14 protein-coding genes and 1 pseudogene are annotated in these 15,646 nt (G+C 63.5%); 8 read left to right on the top strand and 7 right to left on the bottom strand.

Annotated features, from left to right (window positions below; all coding sequences use genetic code 11):
- The first annotated feature begins 47 nt into the window (after window positions 1–47).
- The 3 genes from hpnC to hpnE all read left to right on the top strand — a co-directional run bounded on the left by hpnC (window position 48) and on the right by hpnE (window position 3,218).
- Entirely contained in the window at window positions 48–911 is an 864-nt protein-coding gene (gene hpnC / locus ACP7AD_RS16865; protein ID WP_426148874.1) for a squalene synthase HpnC, read from the top strand.
- A 182-nt stretch (window positions 912–1,093) separates the two neighbouring features.
- A complete protein-coding gene (hpnD, locus tag ACP7AD_RS16870) occupies window positions 1,094–1,936 on the top strand; it encodes a presqualene diphosphate synthase HpnD (protein ID WP_426148872.1) in 843 nt (280 codons plus the stop codon).
- Between the two features lie 19 nt (window positions 1,937–1,955).
- A complete protein-coding gene (gene hpnE, locus ACP7AD_RS16875) occupies window positions 1,956–3,218 on the top strand; it encodes a hydroxysqualene dehydroxylase HpnE (protein ID WP_426148871.1) in 1,263 nt (420 codons plus the stop codon).
- Between the two features lie 64 nt (window positions 3,219–3,282).
- Here the strand turns inward: hpnE and ACP7AD_RS16880 are convergent, their stop codons facing one another.
- Window positions 3,283–3,915 carry a glutathione S-transferase family protein gene (locus ACP7AD_RS16880; protein WP_426148870.1) on the bottom strand — a complete coding sequence of 211 codons (633 nt, stop codon included), beginning with the start codon at window positions 3,913–3,915 and terminating at the stop codon, window positions 3,283–3,285.
- Between the two features lie 8 nt (window positions 3,916–3,923).
- Window positions 3,924–4,628: an HAD family hydrolase gene (locus ACP7AD_RS16885; RefSeq protein ID WP_426148869.1), complete on the bottom strand. Its 705-nt coding sequence runs from the start codon at window positions 4,626–4,628 to the stop codon at window positions 3,924–3,926.
- Window positions 4,629–4,648: 20 nt separating this feature from the next.
- On the opposite strand from ACP7AD_RS16885, the gene hemH reads away from it, so the two are divergent.
- A complete protein-coding gene (gene hemH, locus ACP7AD_RS16890; RefSeq protein ID WP_426148868.1) occupies window positions 4,649–5,752 on the top strand; it encodes a ferrochelatase in 1,104 nt (367 codons plus the stop codon).
- A gap of 110 nt (window positions 5,753–5,862) precedes the next feature.
- Here hemH and ACP7AD_RS16895 read toward each other — a convergent pair whose 3' ends face one another.
- Both ACP7AD_RS16895 and ACP7AD_RS16900 read right to left on the bottom strand, forming a co-directional pair.
- A complete protein-coding gene (locus tag ACP7AD_RS16895) occupies window positions 5,863–7,320 on the bottom strand; it encodes an extracellular catalytic domain type 2 short-chain-length polyhydroxyalkanoate depolymerase (RefSeq protein WP_426148867.1) in 1,458 nt (485 codons plus the stop codon).
- A 254-nt stretch (window positions 7,321–7,574) separates the two neighbouring features.
- A pseudogene (locus ACP7AD_RS16900) lies at window positions 7,575–7,917 on the bottom strand (tripartite tricarboxylate transporter permease); the annotation flags it as partial.
- 270 nt (window positions 7,918–8,187) lie between these two features.
- On the opposite strand from ACP7AD_RS16900, the gene ACP7AD_RS16905 reads away from it, so the two are divergent.
- The 4 genes from ACP7AD_RS16905 (at window position 8,188) to ACP7AD_RS16920 (ending at window position 12,788) form a co-directional block, all read left to right on the top strand.
- A complete protein-coding gene (locus tag ACP7AD_RS16905; protein WP_426148866.1) occupies window positions 8,188–8,604 on the top strand; it encodes an RNA-binding S4 domain-containing protein in 417 nt (138 codons plus the stop codon).
- 372 nt (window positions 8,605–8,976) lie between these two features.
- Window positions 8,977–10,083, top strand: coding sequence for an S-(hydroxymethyl)glutathione dehydrogenase/class III alcohol dehydrogenase (locus tag ACP7AD_RS16910; RefSeq protein ID WP_426148865.1), 1,107 nt, complete (start codon window positions 8,977–8,979; stop codon window positions 10,081–10,083).
- Between the two features lie 62 nt (window positions 10,084–10,145).
- Window positions 10,146–11,018 carry an S-formylglutathione hydrolase gene (gene fghA, locus ACP7AD_RS16915; protein ID WP_426148864.1) on the top strand — a complete coding sequence of 291 codons (873 nt, stop codon included), beginning with the start codon at window positions 10,146–10,148 and terminating at the stop codon, window positions 11,016–11,018.
- Between the two features lie 126 nt (window positions 11,019–11,144).
- Window positions 11,145–12,788 carry a phosphoethanolamine transferase gene (locus ACP7AD_RS16920; RefSeq protein WP_426148863.1) on the top strand — a complete coding sequence of 548 codons (1,644 nt, stop codon included), beginning with the start codon at window positions 11,145–11,147 and terminating at the stop codon, window positions 12,786–12,788.
- Window positions 12,789–12,801: 13 nt separating this feature from the next.
- Here ACP7AD_RS16920 and ACP7AD_RS16925 read toward each other — a convergent pair whose 3' ends face one another.
- From ACP7AD_RS16925 to ACP7AD_RS16935, 3 genes are all read right to left on the bottom strand, one after another.
- Window positions 12,802–13,407, bottom strand: a complete 606-nt coding sequence (locus tag ACP7AD_RS16925) for a hypothetical protein (protein WP_426148862.1) — start codon at window positions 13,405–13,407, stop codon at window positions 12,802–12,804.
- A gap of 130 nt (window positions 13,408–13,537) precedes the next feature.
- Window positions 13,538–14,608: an acyltransferase family protein gene (locus ACP7AD_RS16930; RefSeq protein WP_426148861.1), complete on the bottom strand. Its 1,071-nt coding sequence runs from the start codon at window positions 14,606–14,608 to the stop codon at window positions 13,538–13,540.
- A 64-nt stretch (window positions 14,609–14,672) separates the two neighbouring features.
- The gene (locus ACP7AD_RS16935; RefSeq protein WP_029523997.1) at window positions 14,673–15,158 is read right to left on the bottom strand and encodes an acyl-CoA thioesterase; all 486 of its coding nucleotides are present in this window, start codon (window positions 15,156–15,158) and stop codon (window positions 14,673–14,675) included.
- Window positions 15,159–15,646 lie beyond the last annotated feature (488 nt).

Genomic DNA, 15,646 nt, shown 5'->3' on the forward strand with positions numbered 1-15,646 from the left:
AGTAATCTATGAGAAATGCAAAAGCTTGTCAAGCGACAATCCGGCGCATGAATCCAGGCCCCACTTCGTCTTCTGCGCACCCCGCCAGCCTGCAAGGCGTCAGCCACTATGAGAATTTCCCGGTGGCCACGGTGCTATGCCCGCCGCATCTGCGGCCGGCGATTGCAGCGATTTACTGGTTCGCCCGCACTGCCGACGACATCGCCGACGAAGGCATTGCTGCACCGCAAACCCGGCTGGACGACCTGGCCGCCTACCGCGCTGATCTGATGGCGACCGCCGCCGGCCGGGCGCCATCAACGCGCTGGGCCGGCGTGTTCGGGCAGTTGGGGCCGATGATCCGGCAATTCGACCTCCCGGTGGACTTGCTCGCTGATCTGCTCAGCGCGTTCGAGCAGGATGTCGTCAAGCAGCGTTATGCCAGCCAGGCCGAACTGTTAGATTACTGCCGCCGCTCGGCCAACCCGGTCGGCCGGCTGCTGCTGCACCTGTACGGCGTGAAGGATGCGGCGTCGCTGAGCGAGAGCGACTGCATCTGCACCGCGCTGCAGCTGATCAATTTCTGGCAGGACTTGGGGCTGGACATCGCGCGCGGGCGCATCTACCTGCCGGCCGATTCCTGGGCTGCGCATGGCGTCGATGAGGCGCAGCTGCTCAGGCTGGAAAGTAATCCGAGCACTATAAATTTAATAGCTACTCACGCCCGCCAGGCAGGCGCCATGATGCGAAAAGGCTCACAACTGGTGAAAAAGGTTCCCGGGCGCGGCGGCTGGGAGTTGCGCCTGGTGGTCCAGGGCGGCCTGCGGATTCTGGACAAGATCGAGGCGCTGGGCTTTGACACCTTGCGGCGGCGGCCCAAGCTGGGTCCCTGGGATGTCGCGGTCATGGGCTGGCGAGCGCTCTGGATGTGAATGTGGCCCCCACGCTTGCCACTTCGTGTGCTGCGCTGCCCCCCCCGAGGGGGCGCTGCGCCTGCGGCCCGGCAAAGCCGGTTCCGCGGCCCTGGCTGGTGGGGACGGGAAGCCCCCAGCTTTTTAACCTTGTATCCCCGACTGCAGCAAATCGGCCATTTCCGCCTGCGACAATCCCCGGCATGACGCCTGAGAACTATGTCCAAGAAAAAGCCGCCGCTTCCGGCAGCAGTTTTTACTACGCCTTCCTGTTTCTGCCGACGGAAAAGCGCGCCGCCATCACGGCGTTTTACGCTTTTTGCCGCGAAATCGACGATGTCGTCGATGAAGTCACCGACCCCGGCGTGGCGCACACCAAGCTGGGCTGGTGGCAGGGCGAGGTCGCCAAGTCGTTTGCCGGCAACCCGACGCATCCGGTGATGAAAGCCTTGATGCCGATGACCACCGCCTACGGCATCGAGGCGCGGCATCTGCAGGCGGTGATTGAAGGCTGCCAGATGGACCTGTCGCAAAACCGCTACCTCGATTTTCCTGCGCTGCAGCGCTACTGCCACCTGGTCGCCGGCATCGTTGGCGAAGTGGCGGCACGCATCTTTGGCCAGACCGACGGAGCCACCACGGCCTACGCGCACAAGCTGGGCCTGGCGTTCCAGCTCACCAACATCATCCGCGACGTCGGCGAGGACGCGATGCGCGGACGCATCTACCTGCCGGTCAATGAGTTGCAGCAGTTCGATGTGAAGGCGCACGAAATCTTGAAGCGCGAGTATTCGGACCGTTTCAGCGCGCTGATGAAGTTCCAGACCGAACGCGCCTTGGGCTTGTACGACGAGGCGCTGGCGCTGTTGCCCGATGCCGACCGCCGCACGCAAAAGCCCGGCCTGATGATGGCCAGCATCTACCGCACGCTGCTGCGCGAGATTGCCGCCGACAACTACCAGGTGCTGCACCAGCGCGTCAGCCTGACGCCGCTGCGCAAGTTCTGGCTCGCCTGGAAAACGCAGGCTTTCGGCAAAGTGGTCTAAAAAGCATGCCGTTCGGAGCATGAAAGTCGCCATCGTTGGCGCGGGCTGGGCCGGATGCGCCGCAGCCGTCGAGGCCACGCGGCTGGACCACCAGGTCACGATTTTCGAGGCGTCGCGTACCGCCGGCGGTCGCGCCCGGCGCGTCATGGCGACGCTGAACGGTCTGCCTGTCGCCCTGGACAACGGCCAGCACATCCTGATCGGCGCCTACGCCGAGACGCTGCGGCTGATAAAGGAGGTCGGCGTCGATGAATCCACATCGTTCCTGCGCCTGCCGCTGACGATGCAGTTCCCCGACGGCAGCGGATTGACCCTGCCCGACTGGCCGGCACCGCTGGACGCCGTGGCCGGCATCCTGAACGCAAGCGGCTGGCCTTTGGCCGACAAGCTGTCGCTGCTCAAGGTGGCACTTGGCTGGCGGCTGGGCGGCTTCACCTGTTCGCCCGGCCAGTCGGTCAGCGATTTGTGCAGCGGCCTGGCGCCCGGCCCGATGGCCGCGCTGATCGAGCCGCTGTGCGTGTCGGCGCTCAACACGCCGCCCGGGCGCGCCAGCGGGCAGGTGTTCCTGCGGGTGATGCGCGATGCGCTGTTTGCGCAAAGCGGCGGCTCGAACCTGTTGCTGCCGCGCAAGGACCTGAGCGCCCTGCTGCCCGATGCGGCGCTGGCCTGGCTGAATGCACACGGCGGGGCGCAACGCCTGGGCGTACGGGTCCAGGCGGTGTCGCCGGCCGGTCCGGGCTGGACGGTGGACAGCGAAGCCTTTGACCGCGTCGTGCTCGCCTGCCCCCCAAATGAAGCGGCACGGCTGGTGCAAGGCAGCGGCGTTGCCGCCGAGGCGTGGATGGCGCAGGCGCGCAGCCTGCAGCATGAAGCGCTGACCACGGTCTATGTGTCTTGCGCCAGCGCGCGCCTGGCGCAGCCGATGCTGGCACTGCACGCCAGCGCGGAAGAACCCGCGCAATTCGTCTTTGACCGGGCACAGCTGGGCGGCCCGGCCGGTCTGCTGGCCTTTGTGATTAGCGCCAGCACCGGCGACAGCGCCACGCTGACCGCGCAGGTGCTGGCGCAGGCCACGCGGCAACTCGGGCTGGCGGACTTGCAGCCGGTGCAAACGATTGTTGAAAAACGCGCCACCTTTGCCTGCACGCCAGGCTTGCAGCGCCCGGCGCAGCAAGTCGCAGGCGGCCTGCTGGCCTGCGGCGACTACCTGGCCGGTCCGTATCCGGCGACGCTGGAAGGCGCGGTGCGCTCCGGGCTGGAGGCGGCCCGCAGCTTGCGCTGAGCCACTGGCAGCATCGCCATTTGCTCATTAATTAATAGCTATAAGTGCTTACAGGATAAGCGCATCAGGCACTTTTAGCCATCAACCGGACCTGCTGAAACGCCGGCCGCGCCAGGCAGCCCTGCAGCCAGTCGCGCACCTGCGGGCATTGCGCCATCAGCTCGCTCGCGCCTTCGACCCAGGCGATGACCGACGCCACGCAGATGTCGGCCACGGTGAAGCGGTCGCCCGCCAGCCAGGACCGGCCCTGCAAATGCTGGTCCAGGATGCGCAAGGGGCCGGCCAGGTGCCGGAGCGATTCCTCGACCAGTTGCGGCTTGCGGCGTTCCGGCGGCATGAGCATGGCGTGCATCAGGAAAATCAGCGCGTCCTTTTCGCACTCGGTCACGACCCAGAAAGTCCAGCGCAGGATCTCGGCGCGCTCGGCATTGCTGCGCGCGGCCAGCGACAGGCCGTTGCCGTCCAGAAAGCGCTCGGCCAGGTACACCGCGCAGGCCATCGACTCCCAGACCAGCACGCCGTCGTCGTCCACCACCGGGATGCGCCCGTTCGGGTTGACCTTCAGGAACTCAGGCGTGCGCGTGGCGCCGCCGACGTAGGGCAAGGCAATGTGCTCGTAAGCCAGGCCAAGCTCCTGCGCGACCCACAGGGGACGGGCGGCGCGGGAAGCGGCGGTGCCATAGATTCTCAGGGTCATTTCGACTTTCAGTTGGACTCAAGGGAGAACAAAGCGCACAGCTCAAGCAGCGTCGTCACGGTTTCGTGCGGCACGGCGGGATGCGTCCACGGGTGGTCAGCGCGGTTGACCCAGACTGTCTGCATGCCGCAGTCGAGCGCCGCCAGCACGTCGAGCGCAGCGTCGTCGCCCACATGCAGCACCTCGTGCGCCTGCACCCCGGCGGCGCTTGCCGCCGCATGGAAAATGCGCGGATCGGGCTTGCCGATGCCGAACTGCTGCGCGCTGACGCTGGCCGTGAAATAAGCGCCGATGCCGATGCGGTGGATGTCGGCATTGCCGTTGGACAGCGCCACCAGCGGGAAGCGGCGCGACAAAAATTGCAGAGCCTGCGCCACATCGTCAAACAGCGTGACCTGGTGGCGCGCGGCAAAGAACACCTCGAACGCCGCTTCAGCCAGGCCGGGGTCGCCGCCGCTGCGGCTCAGCGCCAGCCGGATCGACCGGGTGCGCAAGGCGCTCAGGTTGTGTTTCAGTTCGGGATGCAGCCCGTTGACATGCTCGCGAATCTCGTGGCGCGCCGCCGGCTGGGCCAGCAGCGCCGCCGTCTGCGGGGCATGCTGCGCGAGCCAGTCATGCAGCGCCTGTTCGGCTTTTTCAATGGTCGGCCAGATCGGCCAGAGCGTGTCGTCCAGGTCTAGGGTGATGGCTTTGATGGGGGAAAGGTCAAGCATGGCGTAGGCGAGAATACCGCATGTCATTTGCCCCCGAACCCTCCTTTACCCATGGTGCGCCGCCCAAGGCGCTGGCCACCACCGCCATCTTGCTGTGCAACCTGGGCACGCCCGATGCGCCGACCGCGCCGGCGCTGCGCCGCTACCTGGGCGAATTCCTGAGCGATGCGCGGGTCGTTGAAATTCCCAAGGCCGTCTGGTGGCTGATCTTGCACGGCATCATCTTGCGCATCCGGCCCAAAAAATCAGCCGCCAAGTACGCCAGCGTCTGGCTGCCCGAAGGCTCGCCGCTCAAGGTCTGGACCGAAAAACAGGCGCTGATGCTGCGCGGCTACCTGGGCCAGCGCGGCCACCACGTCGAAGTGCGCTATGCCATGCGCTACGGCAACCCGTCGATTGCCTCGCAGTTAGATCAGCTCAAGGCGGACGGCGTGACGCGCATCCTGATTTTGCCGGCCTATCCGCAGTACAGCGGCACCACGACGGCCAGCGTGTTCGACGCGGTCTACACCTGGGCGGCCAAGGTGCGGCGCATTCCCGAATTTCGCTTCATCAACAATTACCACGACGACCCGGGCTACATCGACGCGCTGGCCGACAAGATTCGCCAGCACTGGAAGCTCAATGGCCAGGCCGACAAGCTGGTGATGAGCTTTCATGGCGTGCCCGAACGCACCTTGATGCTGGGCGACACCTACCATTGCGAATGCCACAAGACCGCGCGCCTGCTGGCCGAAAACCTCGGCCTGTCCAAGGACCGCTGGCAGCTGACCTTTCAGTCGCGCTTTGGCAAGGCCAAATGGCTGGAGCCCTACACCGAGCCGACGCTGATCAAGCTGGCGCAGTCGGGTTTGAGAAGCGTGGACCTGGTCTGCCCGGGCTTCACCGGCGACTGCCTGGAAACGCTGGAAGAAATCTCGATGGAAGCGCGCCACGCCTTCCTGGAAGCGGGCGGCAAAACCTTCAGCTACATCGACTGCCTGAACGACAGCCCCCAGTGGCTCGCAGCCCTGAGCGACATCGGCATCCGGCACATGGGTGGCTGGGACACGACGAGCCCGCCCAACCCGAAGGCCTTGTCCGATTCGCGGGAACGGGCGCTGGCGCTGGGCGCCAAACAATAACGACCCGAGCGCATTCGTTTTAGCCAGCAAACTGCTTTTAGGCATCAAACCAGCCTCTCACGCAGAACTGGCTTGCGTGAGAAGCTATAAATTCAATAGCAAAAAAATGCTCAAGGGCAGGTGCCGATCACATAGTAATTGGCGCCTGTCAGCTTCAGCGTTCGGGTGGTGTAGATGTTCCACAAACCCATGTTCTGGGCGGACCCGTTGGCATAGGTAGTGCCCCAAAGCGCATAGGCGCGCCCGGCCATGGTGTGCGCATAGTTCGACGCGGTATAGCAGGTTGCCGCAGGCGGCGGCGTTCCCGTGGTGGTGCCAGCGGCAGCGGTGGACGCCACACTTTCCAGGTTGTTGCCGTCCACGGCCTTGACGGTCCAGCTGTAGGTCGTGGCGGCGGCCAGGCCGGTGTCGCTGTAGCTGGTGCTTGTGACCGGCAGGGCATTGGCTTTGTTCGCGTTGCGGTAGATGTTGTAGCTGACGGCGCCGCCTACCCCATTCCAGCTGACGGTCATGGAGCTGGCGGTGGCATTCGAGGCGGACACGCCGGTCGGCGCGGGCAGCGCGGCCGGGGGCGGCGTGCTTGAGCCTGCCGAAACCTGGTCCACCATGGCCTTGATGGCGACCATCTGCGGGCCGGACTTCCTGGCGTAGCTGGCGCTGTCGTAACCCCACCAGTCCCAGCAGCTGTTGGTGGCCTGGGTGCTGGTCTGCGGATAGATCATGACCAGGTGGTTGCTGTCGGCCCAGCGGTTGTAGCCGGTGCTCCGCACATACTGCTGCTGCACCAGCGTGACGTTTTGCTGGCAGCCGTGCAGCACCACATGCACGCGGCATTGCGCGCCCGCCGTGCAGGCCTCGGGAATATAGGCCCAGCCGGTGGGCGCCATGCCATGTCCGGTGATGAACTGGCTCTGGTTGAATTCGACGAAATTGCCAGAGGCCAGCGTGCCGCTGTTGCGCGGATTGAGCGTGCCGTAGAGATGCGCCAGCATCGCGCCGGCCAGGTCGAAATTGCAGTCGTTGATGTAAGGGCTGGCCTTGGTCGAACAGGCGCTGCCATAGTCGTCGGTGATCATGGCGTGCTCGGCGGCGATGTCCTTTTTATAAGCCACGTTGGCGGCCGGCACAAAGCTGTTGTAGTAGGTCTTCAGCGCATCCATCACGCCCGGCTTCACCGTGCTGTCAATGGAGCCCGAGAACAGGTACACCTTCGAGCTTTGGAGGTTCACCACCGGGTCGATGATTCCCTGGCTGGCCCAGCTGTTGGTGGTGCTGACCAAGCTGCTGGTCGGTATGCCGGCCGGGCTGGCCATGCAACGCCCGGTGGCGTTCACGATCGAGCCTTCGGCGCAGTAAAAAGGCCCGCCGGCGACGATGCCGGCGCCTTTCTTGAAGGTGGCCGAATAAGCCACATGCAGCTGCGCCGCCATGAAGCCGCCCGACGAAAGCCCGGACACGGTGGTTTGCGTGGTGTCGATGTTCAACGGGGGAAGGTTGACGGCCGCCGATGCCGCACCGCCTAGAAGCGCCACCACGGCGGCAAAAGTGGAAAGAAGCCTGGGTTTCATGTTTTTGTCTCCTGTCGTCCGTCATTTTTAAAATGCAAACTTGTGCATCCCCTGTGTTTCCAGAGGTATGGCCACCCTGAAGGCTGCATTGCATCGCCAGGCGCAGGGCAAGGCTGAGCATAGGTGTTTCATGCACCCCCTGCCAAGGGGGTTTTCCTGCGATTTGACAGACCCCGTAGTACAACGTAATTACGTGCAACCCAGGGTTACAACCCTTGCGCAAGCGTGTTTTTTACTTGGTCAAAGCCGCCGGGTCAGACCGGTCGTGAGCGGTTGACGCCGTAACGCACCAGACGCGGCAGTTCCAGCACGGCCACCACCGCAACGATCAGGATCAGCGAGACCGGGCGCTGGATGAACACCATCGCGCGGCCCTCGCCAATCGACAATCACGATGCCGGCGTACAGCTAGGGTTTGAGAATCTTCAGCAGCTTGACCCGCAGGCCGACCAGCGGCAAATTGAGCACCAGCATGTAGAGCGCAGCAATCAAGTCCCAGACCAGCGACGACGAAGTGGTGAACAGCTGCGGGCCGGGCTGGATGCCGTGGTTCTGGAAGGTGCCGAGCAATATCGCCGTGGTGTTCGACGTTGGAATGTTGCCACCCGGCAGGCGCGCGCCAGAGGCCAGCGCCTGCAACAGCGGCCCCGGCATTCCCAACGAGCTGGCCGCGCGGCTGTACCAGCCCTTTTCGGGCGGCGACGTTGCGCACAGCTCCGGCCTGGGCCTGGCCATTGGTCTGGAGATCGTGCAGGCGCTTGGCAGCAGCATTGTTCTGGAAAATCCGCATGCAAATAACAGGGTGATAGGCCTGCAAGCCACGGTGCGCCTGCCGCTGGTCCAAAATATCCTATGAAAGGACTTTGAATGGAAAAATTGCGTATCGACAAATGGCTCTGGGCCGCCCGCTTTTACAAGACGCGCTCGCTCGCCGTCGAGGAAATCGACAAGGGGCGGGTCCGCATCAATGACCTGGAAGCCAAGCCTTCGCGCGAGGTCAAGGCAGGAGACACGGTAAAGCTCAGGCAAGGCACGGTCATCCGCACGGTGGTGGTGCATGGCATCAGCAGCCAGCGCGGACCGGCCCCGGTGGCCCAGCAGCTTTACGAGGAAACCGAAGAAAGTCTGCGCCTCAAGGCCCATGCCGCCGAACAGCGGCACCTGACCAGCGACCCGGCCAGCAGCCTGGAACACGGCCGACCCACCAAGCGCGACCGCCGCAGCCTGGACAAGGCGCATGGCAAGGACTGGGACAACCGCTGGAGCGCCTCGACCGACCGCTAGCCGGAACGCTATGTTTTTAGTAGCTGCTTGCGCTTATGGTTACTGCGCAAGAGGCCTTTTTCATCAAGAATCACAGCGCTGGCAAGTCGCTCAGGGCCTTCAGGTTGGCCTTGCTGCGCGTTGGCAGTGCCGGTGGTGTTAGAGACGGTTTTGCCGGCCAGGCCGGCATCAGCCACAAGCAACCCTGCAATTTTTCAGCCCGCTTTTATCGGCCTCGGCAGCCCGGCGGCGCCGGGCGCGGGAGCGCCGGCCTGGCCTGGCCTCGGCAGCCCGGCGGCGCCGGGCGCGGGAGCGCCGGCCTGGCCTGGCCTGGCTTATAGTGCCCATTCATTTCTTATCCACTGACCCCCTTTTCAAACAAGCCCCAATCCCATGAAAACCAAAGCTGCCGTTGCCTGGAAATCAGGCGAACCCTTGACCATCGAAACCGTTGACCTCGAAGGCCCGAAGTTCGGCGAGGTGCTGGTCGAGATCAAGGCTACCGGCATCTGCCACACCGACTACTACACGCTGTCGGGCGCCGACCCCGAAGGCATCTTCCCGGCCATCCTGGGCCATGAAGGCGCGGGCATCGTGGTCGATGTCGGCCCGGGCGTGACCTCGCTGCAAAAAGGCGACCACGTCATTCCACTCTACACACCCGAATGCCGGCAGTGCAAGTTCTGCCTGTCGCGCAAGACCAACCTGTGCCAGCTGATCCGCGGCACGCAGGGCAAGGGCCTGATGCCCGACGCCACCAGCCGCTTCAGCCTGGACGGCAAGCCGATCTTTCACTACATGGGTACCTCGACCTTCAGCAACTACACCGTCGCGCCCGAAATCTCGCTGGCCAAGATCCGCAAGGACGCGCCGTTTGACAAGGTCTGCTACATCGGCTGCGGCGTGACCACCGGCATTGGCGCGGTGCTGTTCACCGCCAAGGTCGAGGCCGGCGCGAATGTCGTCGTGTTTGGCCTCGGCGGCATCGGCCTGAACGTGATCCAGGGCGCCAGAATGGTCGGCGCCGACAAGATCATCGGCGTGGACATCAACCCGGCGCGCCAGGCCATGGCGCGCAAGTTCGGCATGACGCATTTCATCAACCCGAAGGAGGTCGAGAACGTGGTCGATGCGATTGTTCAGCTTACCGACGGCGGCGCCGACTACAGCTTTGAATGCATCGGCAACACGACTGTGATGCGCCAGGCGCTCGAATGCACGCACAAGGGCTGGGGGCGCTCCATCATCATCGGCGTGGCAGAGGCCGGCGCGGAAATTTCGACGCGTCCGTTCCAGCTGGTCACCGGCCGCAAATGGGAAGGCTCGGCCTTCGGCGGCGCGCGCGGCCGCACCGACGTGCCCAAAATCGTCGACTGGTACATGGAAGGCAAGATCAACATCGACGACCTGATCACGCACACCATGCCGCTCGAAGACATCAACAAGGGCTTTGACCTGATGAAAAGCGGCGAATCGATTCGCGGTGTCGTGCTTTACTAACCAAATTGGCCTTCTGCGCATGCCGGACTTGCGCAGGCAGCTATCAAATCAGTAGTGTTTAAATGAATCCCAATCCCTTGACGCTGCTGAGCGAACACGCCTGCTTCGGCGGCACGCAGCGCTTTTACCAGCACGAGTCCCTTGAGATCAGCCTGCCGATGAAGTTCTCGGTGTTTTTGCCGCCGCAGGCCCGCGTTGACGCGGCGGGCGGCAAGGTGCCCGCCCTGCTCTACCTCGCGGGCCTGACCTGCAACGAAGAAACCTTCATGGCCAAGGCCGGCGCCCAGCGCCTGGCCGCCGAACTGGGACTGGCGCTGATCGCGCCCGACACCAGCCCGCGCGATGCGAAAGCGCCGGGCGAAGCCGACAGCTGGGATTTCGGCGTGGGCGCCGGCTTTTACCTCGACGCCACGCAGGCGCCGTGGGCGCAGCACTGGCGCATGGAGAGCTACATTACCGCCGAACTGCTGCCGTTACTGACGGACACTTTGCCGCTCGACGCGGGCCGCATCGGCATCTTTGGCCATTCGATGGGCGGCCACGGCGCCTTGACGCTGGCGCTGCGCCATCCAGGACTGTTCAAGTCCGTCTCGGCCTTTGCGCCCATCTGCGCGCCCAGCCAGTGCCCGTGGGGTCGCAAAGCCTTCACCGGCTACCTGGGAAGCGACGAATCCGCCTGGACGGACCATGACGCCAGCGCCCTGATGCAGCACAGCAAAAGCGCGCCCTACCCCGACGGCATACTGATCGACCAGGGCCTGGCCGACAAATTCCTGGCCGGGCAGCTGCATCCCGAGCCGTTTGAAGCCGCCTGCGCCTCGGCCAGCCAGCCCCTGACACTGCGCCGGCACCCGGGCTACGACCACAGCTACTACTTCATCGCCACCTTCATGGCCGACCACTTGGCGCACCATGCCGGCCAGCTGCAGCCTTAAGGCGGCCCTAAGCCGTTGGCCCGACAATATTGCGCTATGCCGCTGCACCTGCCTGACCTTGCCAAACCACCCGCCCCGTCCGCGCCGCGTTCTCTTGCCCTGAATGCAACAGCGCCGGTAGCCGGAATGCGCCCCCTCTGGGTCGTCGTGCTCGCCAGCTTCTGGATCGCCACGGTCTGCAATGTGGCGCTGTGGCGCGCGCTGGCCCGCCTGCCCGACCTGAGCAGCAGCCAGGCCGTCACCGTCAGCCTGGCTCTGGCGCTGGTCATCGGGCTGGCCACGGCGGGCCTCTTGAGCCTGCTGGCTTGGCGCTGGACGCTCAAGCCGGTCATCATGCTTTTTTGCGTGTCGGCGGCGTTTGGCGCCTATTTCATGATGGCTTATGGCGTTGTCATCGACAAAAGCATGATCGTCAACGCCCTGCAGACCGATGCACGCGAAACGCGCGACCTGCTGAACTGGCGCCTGCTGGCCACCGTGCTGGTGCTGGCGGTGCTGCCCTGCGTGCTGCTGTGGCGCCAGCATATCCGGCTGCAAAACCCGACGCGCCAGGCTATCTCCAACCTGGCCGCATTGCTGGCGAGTTGCGCGCTGTTGGTCGTGGTGCTGGTGCTTTTCTTTCAAAGCATCGCCTCGGTGATGCGCAACTATCCCCAGGTGCGCTACCTGATCAACCCACTCAATTCCTTTTATGCGCTGGGTTCGGTGGCGGCCCGGCCGTTTCAGCGCGACGATTCGGCCATCCTGCCGCTGGGTGAAGACGCAACGCTGGGCGCCAGCTATGCTGGCCAGGCCAAGCCGCCGCTGCTGCTGCTGGTGCTGGGCGAAACCGGCCGCAGCGTCAATTTTGCGGTCAACGGCTACGGCCGCCCGACCACGCCCGAACTGGCTAAAGAAAACATCGCCAGCCAGCGCAACGCCTGGTCGTGCGGCACCAGCACGGCAACCTCGGTGCCGTGCATGTTTTCTCACTTCGGGCGGGCAAACTACGATTCGCGCCCGGCCAATTACGAAGGCCTGATGGACGTGCTGCAGCACGCCGGCCTGGCCGTGCTCTGGCTCGACAACCAGTCGGGCTGCAAGGGCGTTTGCGACCGCGTTCCCCATGTCGATACCAGCGCGCTGAAAGTGCCCGGCCTGTGCGACGGCGGTGAATGCTTCGACGAAGTCATGCTGCTAGGACTGGATGCGCGCATTGCCGCTTTGCCCGCCGAACGCCGGGCCAAAGGCGTGGTGGTGGTGATGCACCAGATGGGCAGCCACGGGCCGGCGTATTTCAAGCGGTCGCCGGCAGCGTTCAAGAAGTTTCTGCCCGAATGCACCGACAACGCCCTGCAAAGCTGCACGCAGCAAGGGCTGGTCAATGCCTACGACAACAGCATCGTCTACACCGACCATGTCTTGGGTTCTGCCATCCAGTGGCTCAAGGCGCAGGAGCCGCTCGCCTCGCCCGCCCTGCTCTACCTGGCCGACCACGGCGAGTCACTGGGCGAAAACAACCTCTACCTGCACGGCATGCCCTACAGCGTGGCGCCCGACGTGCAAAAACATGTGCCCTGGATCACCTGGCTGTCGCCCGGATTCGAGCAGCGCAGCCAGATCACCACCGCCTGCCTGAAGCAGCAGCTTGATGCGCCCATCAGTCACGACAACTATTTTCATTCGGTGCTGGGCCTGATGAACGTTCAGACCCGCGTTTACCAGCCGGGTCTGGACATCTACGCCCACTGCAAGCCCGGCACGGCCGCGAGTCGCCCAGCCTCGCCGTAGCCAGCGACTGGGCTCAGCACCCCGCCAGGGCGCAATAGGCCTTGCGGGTTTCTGGCGCCACGGCGTTCACGACTTGCTCATACGATGTTTTCTGCCGCCCCAGCATGCGGGCAGAAGCGACGGTTTTTGACTTGCAGAACCAGTGGCAGGTGTGCTGCAGCAAAAACAGTTCGGCCGATACGGTGAACGCCTTGGCCTTGGGGCTGCGGTTGGCGCCGTTTTTTGCCGCCTGGGTAATGCCCTGCGCGTGAATCGCCAGCGCCTTGCGCAGGTCAAAAGTGGCGCCGGGAAACAGCTTGTCGGCGTAAGGAATGGCCAGTGGCAGCTTGCTGACCCGGGCCTCGGCTTCATCCACTTTTGAAAACTCGGCGCTCAAGCGATTGAGCTGGTCGCACAGCGAAGCCTCGGTGCTGCCGAGCAGGTTGAAAATCTGTTCGCGGCGCTGGTCATCGGATTCGCCCAGCGCGCGCATGTAGCCCTCGGTCAGCGTTTCCATCAGCTTTTCGATCTGGTATTTTCCGAGGTGGCTGCCCAGCAGGGCAATGCGCCTGCTTTGGTATTTCGACTTGAGCATATGACCGCCAACGGCGAACAGCATCGCCAGCATAAAAAGATCCATGGAGTCGGTTTTCAGGAGATTGAGGAAAATTGAGGAGGACTACAGTGTAGTCAGCCCCATCGGTGCGCCAGGCCGCCGATTCCAGGCGCCCTCCCGGCAACGGCGGTCAAGGCAGGACGCCGCCTGCCTTTCAGCCGTTGAACCACGCCGTGCGGCGCGATTCGACGCCCAGGTACAGCGCCCGGCCCGCCAGCAGCGACAGGCCAAAAGCCGCGAACAGGCCGATGCCATTGGCCAGCAGCTGCGTCGGCCAGAAATGGGCGACCAGCGCATTGACCAGCAGGCACACCGGAAAATGGATCAGGAAAATCGAATACGACATTTTCCCCAGCCCAGTCAGTTGCCGCTGCGGCCAGCGCTGCGCACCGTGCGCTGAAGCGCAGTGCTGCAAGAGCATCAGCCCGAACGCCACGGCAACCGCCACCAGCAGCCGTCCCCTGAAATCAAGCAGCAGGGCCGAACCCGCCAGCGCCCCCATTAACAGCAGCCATGAAGCTCGCCGCTCTGAAGCGCAAGCCCAAAAGGCCAGCATTCCCAGGCCGTAAGCGCCGAAGAAATACACGCCGGCCATGTCCCAGCGGCTGTCGTTGTTGAACAGGAACAACGACGCTGCGCAGACCATCACCGTCAACACCAGGCCCGGTGCAACCGGCCAGGCGCGCAAGCCCGGCCAGCGCCGTTCCAGCCGCCGCGACAGGCTGAACATCAGCACCGACATCGCAAACAGCTGGAAATCAATCGCCACATACCAGACGCCGGCGGACAGCCCTTCAAATTCCAGCATGTCCTGCAGCAGCAGCCCATGCGCCAGCAACTGGAACAGCGTGGGTTCAGACGGAACGGAAGGATGAACAAACCACGGGCGCACCAGCGCGGCCACCGCCACACTTGCCGCCACCGCCACCAGATAAGGCAGCAGCAGCCGCCGGTAGCGGCGCGCCATCAGCCTGCCCGGCGACGCATAAGTCGCCTGGCCTTGCGGCGCCAGAGACTTGGCCGCCAGAAAGCCGCCAATCACCAGAAACACCTGCACCGCCATGCGGCCGTAGTCATACAGCCAGTCGGTCAGGTCAGGCGCAAAGGGATAGAGCACATCCGACATCGGCCCGTAAAAAGCCAGGTGATGCCAGATGATGAGCACACAAGCCAACCCCTTGAGCGCGTCAATGCCAGGCTGACGCAGGTGAACGGGCCGCCCCATCAGGCCAGCAGACGCTGGCGCGCTGTTTCAGCTTCGCACGGGCGCCGGGCGATGAAACCGGCGTTCACGCGGGCTTGACGGTCAGCGCCTGCCGCCGCAGCTCGAACTCCCGACGCAACTCGCGACGGATTTTGGCGTCGGCGTAGCGTCGGATCTGATCAGGCGTTTCGGGTTCGAGCGGCGCAATGGCTTTGGGCTTGCCGTCTTCGCCCACGGCGACCATGGTGAAAAAGCAGCTATTGGCATGCCGCACGCTTTGACCACGGATGTTTTCGGTGATCACCTTGACGCCCACTTCCATCGACGTGTTGCCGGTGTAGTTGACCGACGCCAGCAGCGTGACCAGCTCGCCCACATGAATCGGCTGGCGGAACATGACCTGATCGACCGACAGGGTCACGACGTACTCGCCCGCGTAGCGGCTGGCGCAGGCATAAGCCACCTGATCCAGCAATTTGAGGATGGTGCCGCCATGGACATTGCCAGAAAAATTGGCCATGTCCGGCGTCATCAGCACGGTCATGCTGAGTTGGTGATTGGGCAAGGGCATGGTGGGACTGAAAAATGGAAAGCGCGATGTTACCGCTGATCACGGGGCTGGCTGGGACTGCCGCTGGCTTGGACTGGGGATGGCGCTTTCCGATGCACGGAGACGCTTGTCGCATAGAGGCTGATCGCACGGCATGCTGATGTTCAAAATTTAAATGAAAAGCAATGCCGTATTGGAGACAGGATTTTGTGAGATGCGACAGTTAACGCCCTGTTGGGCTAGTGGCATATATTCGGCTAAACATCAGTTTTTTGATGCTATTTCATAAACCCACAACTCATTTTGGCCCATCGAGAAGAACTTTTTTTGCTGCTTCCAGAGCGAACTCACGCCCTTCCTTAGAGCCAATAATCGCTTTTGCGGTGCTCAAAAGCCGACTTCCAGCCATGCGAAACCAAGTGCCTTTGTTTACTGACCTTGCCCCTGAAAAACGTATCCCTTGCTGAGTGGTTCAATTCAGACAAGGAAAACGGAAATGGCAAAAATAT

The sequence above is a fragment of the Polaromonas sp. DSP2-3-2b2 genome, from assembly GCF_049895905.1.
GTDB lineage: Bacteria > Pseudomonadota > Gammaproteobacteria > Burkholderiales > Burkholderiaceae_C > Polaromonas.

Bases quoted from the DNA above. Each gene is read 5' to 3' on its own strand.
- hpnC (WP_426148874.1), top strand. From the start codon at position 48: ATGAATCCAGGCCCCACTTCGTCTTCTGCGCACCCCGCCAGCCTGCAA.
- hpnD (WP_426148872.1), top strand. From the start codon at position 1,094: ATGACGCCTGAGAACTATGTCCAAGAAAAAGCCGCCGCTTCCGGCAGC.
- hpnE (WP_426148871.1), top strand. From the start codon at position 1,956: ATGAAAGTCGCCATCGTTGGCGCGGGCTGGGCCGGATGCGCCGCAGCC.
- ACP7AD_RS16880 (WP_426148870.1), bottom strand. From the start codon at position 3,915: ATGACCCTGAGAATCTATGGCACCGCCGCTTCCCGCGCCGCCCGTCCC.
- ACP7AD_RS16885 (WP_426148869.1), bottom strand. From the start codon at position 4,628: ATGCTTGACCTTTCCCCCATCAAAGCCATCACCCTAGACCTGGACGAC.
- hemH (WP_426148868.1), top strand. From the start codon at position 4,649: ATGTCATTTGCCCCCGAACCCTCCTTTACCCATGGTGCGCCGCCCAAG.
- ACP7AD_RS16895 (WP_426148867.1), bottom strand. From the start codon at position 7,320: ATGAAACCCAGGCTTCTTTCCACTTTTGCCGCCGTGGTGGCGCTTCTA.
- ACP7AD_RS16905 (WP_426148866.1), top strand. From the start codon at position 8,188: ATGGAAAAATTGCGTATCGACAAATGGCTCTGGGCCGCCCGCTTTTAC.
- ACP7AD_RS16910 (WP_426148865.1), top strand. From the start codon at position 8,977: ATGAAAACCAAAGCTGCCGTTGCCTGGAAATCAGGCGAACCCTTGACC.
- fghA (WP_426148864.1), top strand. From the start codon at position 10,146: ATGAATCCCAATCCCTTGACGCTGCTGAGCGAACACGCCTGCTTCGGC.
- ACP7AD_RS16920 (WP_426148863.1), top strand. From the start codon at position 11,145: ATGCGCCCCCTCTGGGTCGTCGTGCTCGCCAGCTTCTGGATCGCCACG.
- ACP7AD_RS16925 (WP_426148862.1), bottom strand. From the start codon at position 13,407: ATGGATCTTTTTATGCTGGCGATGCTGTTCGCCGTTGGCGGTCATATG.
- ACP7AD_RS16930 (WP_426148861.1), bottom strand. From the start codon at position 14,608: ATGGGGCGGCCCGTTCACCTGCGTCAGCCTGGCATTGACGCGCTCAAG.
- ACP7AD_RS16935 (WP_029523997.1), bottom strand. From the start codon at position 15,158: ATGCCCTTGCCCAATCACCAACTCAGCATGACCGTGCTGATGACGCCG.